5 protein-coding genes are annotated in these 8,658 nt (G+C 63.1%); all 5 read right to left on the reverse strand.

Annotation, left to right across the window (positions count from 1 at the left end):
- Nucleotides 1-220: 220 nt before the first annotated feature.
- The 5 genes from AC07W4_RS03315 to AC07W4_RS03335 all read right to left on the reverse strand — a co-directional run bounded on the left by AC07W4_RS03315 (nucleotide 221) and on the right by AC07W4_RS03335 (nucleotide 8,295).
- On the reverse strand, nucleotides 221-2,656 hold the full coding sequence (locus tag AC07W4_RS03315; RefSeq protein ID WP_495031472.1) for an efflux RND transporter permease subunit: 2,436 nt from the start codon (nucleotides 2,654-2,656) through the stop codon (nucleotides 221-223).
- A 36-nt stretch (nucleotides 2,657-2,692) separates the two neighbouring features.
- Nucleotides 2,693-3,769 (reverse strand): WD40/YVTN/BNR-like repeat-containing protein, encoded by a 1,077-nt coding sequence (locus AC07W4_RS03320; protein WP_495031473.1) that lies wholly within the window; start codon nucleotides 3,767-3,769, stop codon nucleotides 2,693-2,695.
- 76 nt (nucleotides 3,770-3,845) lie between these two features.
- The gene (locus AC07W4_RS03325) at nucleotides 3,846-5,207 is read right to left on the reverse strand and encodes a DUF1329 domain-containing protein (protein WP_495031474.1); all 1,362 of its coding nucleotides are present in this window, start codon (nucleotides 5,205-5,207) and stop codon (nucleotides 3,846-3,848) included.
- Nucleotides 5,208-5,238: 31 nt separating this feature from the next.
- On the reverse strand, nucleotides 5,239-7,068 hold the full coding sequence (locus AC07W4_RS03330; RefSeq protein WP_495031475.1) for a DUF1302 domain-containing protein: 1,830 nt from the start codon (nucleotides 7,066-7,068) through the stop codon (nucleotides 5,239-5,241).
- Between the two features lie 63 nt (nucleotides 7,069-7,131).
- Nucleotides 7,132-8,295 carry a thiolase C-terminal domain-containing protein gene (locus AC07W4_RS03335; protein ID WP_495031476.1) on the reverse strand — a complete coding sequence of 388 codons (1,164 nt, stop codon included), beginning with the start codon at nucleotides 8,293-8,295 and terminating at the stop codon, nucleotides 7,132-7,134.
- Between the last annotated feature and the right edge of the window lie 363 nt (nucleotides 8,296-8,658).

The raw sequence follows: 8,658 nt of genomic DNA on the forward strand, positions 1-8,658 counted from the left end.
AAAACCTGAGAGCACCGCAGGGTGTCAGGCTCCCCGCATCATCGTTGACCTCCATCGCGAGCAAGCTCGCTCCTACAGAGCCCGCCGTATGGGCGGAACCATTAGTGGTCGTTATCGCAGGAATGGATATGCACACGAACAGAGAGCCTGTTCGGCCCGAAGGCCGCCAAGATCAAAAGATCGCAGCCTTCGGCAGCTCCTACAGGAAATCGCAGGCAGATTAGCGAGCCTTCCTGAGCAAGAAGTGCGACAACGCCGGTATCAGCACCAGCGCACCGATCATGTTCCAGATGAACATGAAGGTCAGCAAGATGCCCATATCCGCCTGGAACTTGATCGGCGACCAGGCCCAGGTGATGACGCCCGCCGCCAGGGTGATGCCCACCAGAGCGACCACCTTGCCGGTGAACGCCACCGAGTTCTTGTAAGCCTCGGTCAACGACAGGCCGGCACGCTGTTGGGCCAGCTGCACACTGAGCAGGTACAGCGCGTAATCCACGCCGATCCCCACGCCCAGGGCGATCACTGGCAGCGTGGCCACTTTCACGCCCATGCCAAGACAGACCATCAACGCCTCGCAGAGCACTGACGTCAACATCAACGGCACCACCGCCACGACGACCGCGCGCCAGCTGCGAAAGGTGATGAAGCACAGCACGATCACCGCGCCATACACGTACACCAGCATGGTGCGGTTGGCCTCGCGGACCACGATGTTGGTCGCCGCTTCGATCCCCGCGCTGCCGGCCGCGAGCATGAACTGGCGTTCACCGTTGCTGTGTTCGCGAGCGAAGGCTGCGGCGACACTGACCACATGTTCGAGGGTCTGTGCCTTGTGGTCGGCCAGGTAGGCCACCACCGGCATCATCGAGCAGTCGCTGTTGAACAGTTCAGGGTTGTTCACCGAGGCCTGTTGCGCGCCATAGTTGAGTACGTCCTGATTGCGCGCGATGGTCAGCATCTTCGGGTTTCCTTCATAGGAACCCGCGGTGATCTGCCGTACGGCGTTGACCAGCGACACGGTGGTCTGTACCCCCGGCTGCTGTTGCAACAGCCAGCCGAGACGGTCGGCCTCGACCAGGGTCTCGTACTTCAGGCAACCCTCGCTCGCGGTCTTGACCATCACGGCGAACTGGTCGCTGGACAGCGAGTAGTTGTCGGTGATGTAGGCATTGTCGCGATTGTAACGGGAGTCTGCGCGCAGCTCGGGCGCGCCGGGATCGAGGTCGCCGATCTGCAACTGGGTGCTGACCATGAACCCGCCCGCCGCCAGCAACCCGGCGACGATCACTGCGACTGTGGCCCAGCGGCGCTCGGTGAAGCGGTCGAGCAGGCTCCACAGATTGCCCAGGCCCTTGCCGTGCAGTTCCTTGTCTTCCTGACGCAGGCTGCGCGCCGCCGCCTTGCGGCTGACACCGCAATACGACAGCAGCACCGGCAACAGCACCAGATTGGTGAAGATCAACACCGCCACACCGATGCTGGCGGTGACGGCCAGGTCCTGGATCACCGGGATGTCGATCAGCATCAGCACGGCAAAGCCGACCGCATCGGCGAGCAAGGCCGTGAGCCCCGCCAGGAACAGGCGGCGAAAGGTGTAGCGCGCCGCGACCAGTTGGTGTGTGCCGCGCCCCACATCCTGCATGATGCCGTTCATTTTCTGCGCGCCGTGGGACACGCCGATGGCGAACACCAGGAACGGCACCAGGATCGAGAACGGGTCGAGCGCATAACCCATCAGCGCGACCAGACCCAGCTGCCAGGCCACGGCGATCACCGAGCAGAGAATTACCAACGTCGTGCTGCGCACGCAGCGGGTGAAGAAATAGATGATCGACGTGGCGATCAGCGCAGCAGCGCCAAAGTACATCATCACCAGCACCAGGCCGTCGATCAGGTCGCCGACCAGCTTGGCGAAGCCGATCACGCGGACTTTGATCGGGCCCTTGCCCTCCTCGCCCCGGGCATGGGCATCGCTGCTGCCGGCGAACTCGTACTTGTTACGCAATTGCTCTTCGAGAACCCGCGAGAAAGCGTGGTAGTCGATGGCCTGGCCGGTGACCGGATCTTTCTCCAGCAGGGGCACAAAAATCATGCTCGACTTGAAGTTGTTACCCACCAGGCTGCCGACGATGCCGGAGCGGGCGATGTTCAAGCGCAGCTGTTCGACGCCCTTGGCCGAGCCGTCGTAGGCATCGGGCATTACCGGCCCGCCGCGAAACCCCTCTTCGGTCACTTCGGTCCAGCGCACCGCCGGCGTCCACAGCGACTTGACCCAGGCACGGTCCACCCCCGGGGTCACGAACAGGGTGTCGTTGATCTGCTTGAGCACATCGAGGTATTGCGGGTCGAAGATATCGCCTTCGGTGTTTTCTACCACCACCCGTACCGCATTGCCGAGCCCGCGCAAGGACTGGCGATTTTCCAGGTAGTTCTGAATGAACGGCTGGCTTTGCGGCAGCATTTTTTCGAAACTGGCAGTCAGGCTCAGGCGAGTGGCCGCGAAGTAACCGAGCAGCACGGTGATCACCAGGCAACTCAGCACCACCAGCAGGCGGTTGTTGAAGATCAAGCGTTCGAGCAGGTTGCCGGAACGGGCGTCGAAGCCCTTGAGCTCCCGCACCACCGGCATCGTATCGAGTTCGTAGGTACCCATATCGTGTCTTGTCTCTTTTGTTGTACGCAGGTGGGCTTATTCGAGGGGTATTTGGCGAAGACCGCGGGCGCCGGCCAGAACCAGTGCACCGGCCGTCGACACTTGCGCCGCGGCCACCGGCGCCAGGCCGTTATTCGCTTGCAGGTTGAAGCTTGTGCCATCGTCGTTGCTGACCAGTACATGACCGGCCTGGCTCAACAGGATGATCCGTCCGTTTGCAGTGACCGTGCCGGCGGTGATGCTCAGGGGCAGGCCGAGCTCGACCTTGTTCCAGTTGGCGCCGCCATCGGCGCTGCGGTAGGCGTTGCCGCGCAGACCGAACACCAGTACCGCGCCGGGCTTGCCGACAATGCCGAAAAAACTGCCGTTGTAGGGCGTGGGGGTGGCCTTGAAACGCTCGCTGGCCGGGTCGAACTTGAGTACCAGGCCCTGCTCGCCGACAACGAACAGTTCATTGCCGGCCGGGCGCAAGGCGTACAGGTTCAAGGCACTGGGGTTGTCGGTCCGGTCCAGCCACGGCGTCCAGCTGCGGCCACCATTGTCGGTACGGAAAATCAGGTTGAAGGCGCCGACGATGTAACCGACCTGGTCATTCTCGAACCACACATCGAGGAACGGCTTGTCGGCGCCCTCTTCGAACATGCGCTGGGCATCGGCCAACAAGCTTGCGACCGCCTCGTCGTCCGGCCGAGCCGCGGCTTGCTTGCGGTAATACGCGAGCAGGGTCGAGCCGACGTCGCGGCCGTCGAATTGACGGCTCCAGTTTTCGCCCGCGTCGCTGCTGTGCAACACCACGCCGTCATGGCCAACGGCCCAGCCCTGGGACGGACTGGGGAAATGCACGGCCACCAGGTCAGAGCTGACCGGTACCCTGGCTTGACGCCATTGCAGGCCTGCGTCGTCCGAATAGAAAATGTGGCCACGCTGGCCGACCGCGACCAGGCGCCCGCCGGCACTGGCCAGTCCCGTGAAAATGCCATGCAGCGCCTTGTCGGTCTGCAACGCCGGCCGGTCGAGGGTATCGGCGAAATCCGCCGCCACCACGGCACGGGTAAAAGGCAAGGCCAACGCGGCACCCAGTGCAATGAGCACTATCCATCTGAATTTGTTCATCGCTGTTTCCCGGATAAAAAAAGCCACCGGAAGAGGTGTGGCCTCTCCCCGATGGCAAATACCACATGGAGTTCTGTCAGCGGATTCCGGCACCGGCCAGCGATTCCGGAGCCCACTGGGCCTTGGAGAGCGGCTCGATGTACTTCACACCGCCGTACGGCCCGTACATCCCGGTAATGTTGTAGCTACCGGTGATGAAGTCGTAGAACAGGTGGTTGTCCGAGTTCGGTGCCTGCACGTCGTAGCTGTAGGCCATGTGGGCGAAGGCGCCGCGGTACAGCTTGCCGCTGGCGTCGTATTCGTCCGAAGCCAGGGCAATCCAGCTGTCCTCATCGAGGTAGAAGGTGCGCTTGCTGTAGATGTGGCGCTTGCCCGGCTTCAGGGTCGCTTCCACGACCCACACGCGGTGCAGTTCCCAGCGCATCAGGTCGGGATTGACGTGGTTGGGGGTGGTCACGTCTGCGGCCACCTTGTGGTAGTTCAACTTGTAGGTGTTGTACGGGACGTACATTTCCTTCTTGCCCACCAGCTTGAAGTCGTAACGGTCCAGGGCACCGTTGAACACCCAGGAATCGTCATAGGTCGAGCTGCCGGCCGACCCCGGGTTCGGCGTGTCGTAGGCGATGTCCGGCGCCAGCTTTACCCGGCGTTGTCCCGGCAGGTACTGCCAGCCACGGCGGCCTTGCTTGAGCGGATTGACCGCATCGACCACCAGGATGGCTTCACCGGCACGGCGTGCCGGGCCCTGGTAGTACAGCTTGGTCTTGAAAAACACGTCGCTCTCGTTGGCCGCCGTGGTACGGGCCGGGTCGTACAGCGGGTACTCGATGTAGGCGTTGCCGGTAGTGGCCAGGGTCGCCCTGCCCGAGGAGTCGACGTTCCAGGAATCGTACTTTGAGTTCAGCGCAAAGCCCTGATAGCGCAGCAAGTGGTTCCACATGGCTTCATAGCCATCGGCGGGGATCGGGAACGGCACGCCGGGCAACGCATTGTCCAGGGCGACTCCACCCTCGGTGGTTTTGGTCCCGACGGCGTTTTTCGCCGTGTTATCCAGCAATCGCTGAGGCATGGCGACAGTACGGTGGGTCGGGTAGACATCGACGCGAAACGACGGGAAGCGCTTGAGCAGTTCCTGGGTCGAGGCTGTCATCTTGCCGGCGTACTGGGCAGCATTGCCGGTGTTGATCACCGTCAGCGGCTTTTCATTTTCGAAGGGGTCGGGGCGAAACGAGCTGCCCGCCTGGTAGCTGGCCGGCGCCTGGGTCAGGCCACCGGTATAGGCCGGGATGCTGCCGTCGGCATTGCCGGCCCTCTCGGCGCCGACGCCGGTCAATGTGCTGCCAAGCCGGGCGGCCTGGTCGGAAGATACGGCCGCGTGGGCGGCACCGGTCACCGCCAGCGCAAGGGCTGCGGCCAATACGGATTGGGCAAATTTCATGGGGTCTCTCCTGTTGCCTGGCAACGTTCGATCAGATAGTCGTTTTGAAGGTGAAGGTGACCATGCCGCGATCCTTGAGCTGGGCCGATGTACCGCCAAAGGCTGTGGCCTGCCCCGGGGTGCAGTTGTACTGGCCGTTGGCGCCGGGTGCGGCCCCCTCTCCCTGGCTGCCGGCATTGCCGGCGCGGTCGCAGGTGTCGAACGGACCGAAGTTGTCCACGTACTTCAGGTCGAAGCGATACTGGTTGTGCACGTCCATGCCAACGCCGATCGAATAGCTTCCGGAGTCTTCGTTGCCCCCCATCTGGACGGCGGAGTTGCCATTGAGGCCGACGTTGTAGGTGGCCGGCATGTAGAAATCGATGCCGGGGAAAACCTGATACCAGGTCGGGTTGAAGTTGACGCCGATGACGTAGTTGTCCTTGCTGACCTTGTCCACGCCGCGGTACCAGTCCTCGCCCTTGAACAACTGCTTGTTGTCGGTCACGTCCAGCCAGCGGCTGTAGCCCAGCTCCACCAGCAGCGAGGCGCTGTCCCACACCGGCGTGTCGGCGAAGGTGGTCAGGCCGTTGAGCACCGCATGCACGGTGTTGCCTCGGGCCACACCGTTGTTGCCATCGAAACTGCCGATGAATCCGGGCAGACCGGCGGCGGCCGCGGCCGGGCTGACGGTGGCGGCGACACTGGCCAGCGGCATGTTCTCGCGGTAGTTGAGGTCGAAACCGACGCTGACCCCGGCGATGCTCTTGGACAGGCTGATGCCGTAGATATCGATATCGTCGACGTAGAACTGGTTGTAGCTGCCGATGTTGCCCGAGATCAGTTGCGCCGGGCCGACAGCCGTAGGCTGCAGGACCAGGTTGGGCAGGATGTCGGAGGTGTTGCGGTAGTAGAAGCCCAGGGTCCCGTCCAGCCATTCCGGGCTCCACTTGGCCATCAGGCCGAAGTCTCCGTGATTGTCCGGGGTGAAGGTGTGGCCGTTGCTCAGCCGCAGGAATTCATTGGCGCCGATGGGGCCCGGGGCACCGAAGAGTGGGTTGCGTCCACCGATCAGCGACAGGTTGTGCCCGCCACTCTGGATGCCATCATTGAACCCCAGGTAGGTACCCGATTCAGGCAGACGCGAGGCGTCCCAACCGAGGAAGTACTGGGCGCTCAGGGTCAACTCCGGGCCAAAGGTCAGGCTGCTGGACAACTGGTTGCGCGGGATGAACAGTTCCTTGGCCTCGGTGCCCGGCACTGTCAGCCCCTTGGTGATGTCCAGGCCCGACTGGCCATAGCTGTTACCGTGGGCGAAGGCCAGGATGCTTTCGCCCCAGTACTGGGTATGGCTGCCCAGCTTGGCGCTGAGCAGGGTTTCGTCACCGACCTCGGTGCTGCCAAACACGAAGGCATCGAGGATTTCCGCAGACGGTCCGTTGTAGTAACGGTCGGCATAACCGCTGATATGGCGCGAGTCCGGTACGCCGTTGTTGAGCTGATTGGTCGAGGCGTTGGCACTGCCGACATTGTCATAGGCATGGTCGTACCAGCTGTTGGCACTGACGCGAAAGCCGGCCTTCTGCTTGTAGACCACGTCCAGTTCCGAGAGCACGTCCAGGCGCTGGGACACTGCACTGCCTGACGAGAAGTTGCGGTTGCCATCATTGTTGTTCCAGCTGTTGGCCAGCTTGCTGTTGGCACTTTCCACGCGCTGGCCGTAGTTGAGCTTGAACGTGTTGTCGAAACGCACCGACAGGTCTTCGTTGCCCGTATCGATTTCCAGGGCTTGCGCGGGCGCGATGCCCATCCCGGCCAGGATTGCTGTAGCCAAAAGCCCTCGACGCAGGTTTGCATGGCAGATCTTATTGTTGTTGTTCATCTAACGGGCTCACCTTCTCTGTGGTTCATGAAAACGCATTGAAACGGCACTGCGGCGCTGTCCTTAGGTGCGCTGCAGGATGGTTACCGATACCGAACGACCCAGCGCCGCGTTGTGCGCAAGTGCCGTCCGGACACCGTTGTCGTGCCTGGACGGCGCCGTGCCGCGCAACTGCCAGACCAATTCAGTGATTTGCGCCAGCCCCGTTGCTCCCGGGGCATGGCCGCGACCGAGCAATCCGCCGGAGGCACAGACATCGACCGGGGCGCCGCAACTGTTGCGTCGTTCGCGCACGAAGCCGTCGATACCTTCCTCCCGGCACAAACCCAGGGCGGCGCTGTACACCATGAAGTCGCCGACGCTCTGGTCATGCAGCTCCACGGCCTCAATCTCGTCGGCACCGATACCGGCGTGCTCATACGCCAGTTGCGCAACCCGCCGGGTCGTGGCGCGCCCCAGCACATCGAGCACACAGCCGGACTCCTGCTCAGAGGCCAGGTCGCTACCGCGCACACAGGCCCTGACTGCCACCCCGCCGCGGGCGCCGTAGCGGGCCAGGAAACCCGGGGTACACAGCAGCACCGCCGCCGCCCCGCTCGCAGGCGGGCAAAGGTAGCGAGCCCGCCAGCCATCGAGTGCCGTGCAGCGGTTGAGCACGGCCATGGGGTTGAGCATGGCCTTGTTCCGGGCCTGGCTGAGTACCTGCTCGAAGCTGCTCTGGGCCACGCCCATGCGGGTCAGCAACCAACTGGTCTGGGCCGCGAACAGCGCGGCCGGATGCTCGCGCCGGGCAAAATGAGCCTGGCAGGCATCGGGCTGGCCAAGACCGTCCCAGGCCTGCGGCGCGCTATCGTCCAGACCAAAGAAGGCGCGGTGGGTAACGTTCGCCGGCATGCATTCGAAGCCCAGTGCCAATGCGCATTCGGCCTGACCGGACAACACGCTGTGACGCGCCAGCTGCAAGGCACTGCTGGCTGCCGTGCAGCCGTCCGCCAGGGAAAACACCGGGACACCGGTCAGACCGATCTGGGCCAGGACCTGCTCAGTGCAACCGACTGCGCTGCCGACGCAGGCACTGAACACCTGGTCGACCAGGTCATAGTCAATGCGCGCATCGTCGAGCGCCTGGCGGATCGCCCTGCCCGCCAACGCAGCGACACTGTCGCCAGTGCCCAGCGGGACGAACGCAGACATGCCCACCCCCGCAATCAGCACGCTTTGACTCATACGCCTTACCCTCGATAGTCGGCTGATGCCGATCCGCTCTGGTCATCTCGCAACGCTCGGCAAGCGGCAGATCTGCCCGGCCGGGTTGGTTCATGTGAGGTCCAGACTATCGGTCAGGCGCGATCCAACCCCCCCATCGTCAGGGGGGGGTTAGGGAATCGAGGGGGATAACGGGGGCCTTGGCAATTAATCCGATGTCACCACAGGCTCATTGCCGAACTCGTTCCTGTAGCAGCTGCCGAAGGCTGCGTTGAGGTCCGCAGGACCTCCCGACACCTCAAAATCCTGCGCCCGCTGCGCGCGCGAACGCAGCCTGGCGGCAGCTGCTACAGGGTTCGAGTGCCGGGCTCAGTGGGCACGATC

Source organism: Pseudomonas sp. GW821-FHT02A08 (assembly GCF_059422045.1).

Coding starts and splice junctions, on each gene's coding strand:
- AC07W4_RS03325 (WP_495031474.1), bottom strand. CDS start 5,207: ATGAAATTTGCCCAATCCGTATTGGCCGCAGCCCTTGCGCTGGCGGTG.
- AC07W4_RS03330 (WP_495031475.1), bottom strand. CDS start 7,068: ATGAACAACAACAATAAGATCTGCCATGCAAACCTGCGTCGAGGGCTT.
- AC07W4_RS03320 (WP_495031473.1), bottom strand. CDS start 3,769: ATGAACAAATTCAGATGGATAGTGCTCATTGCACTGGGTGCCGCGTTG.
- AC07W4_RS03335 (WP_495031476.1), bottom strand. CDS start 8,295: ATGAGTCAAAGCGTGCTGATTGCGGGGGTGGGCATGTCTGCGTTCGTC.
- AC07W4_RS03315 (WP_495031472.1), bottom strand. CDS start 2,656: ATGGGTACCTACGAACTCGATACGATGCCGGTGGTGCGGGAGCTCAAG.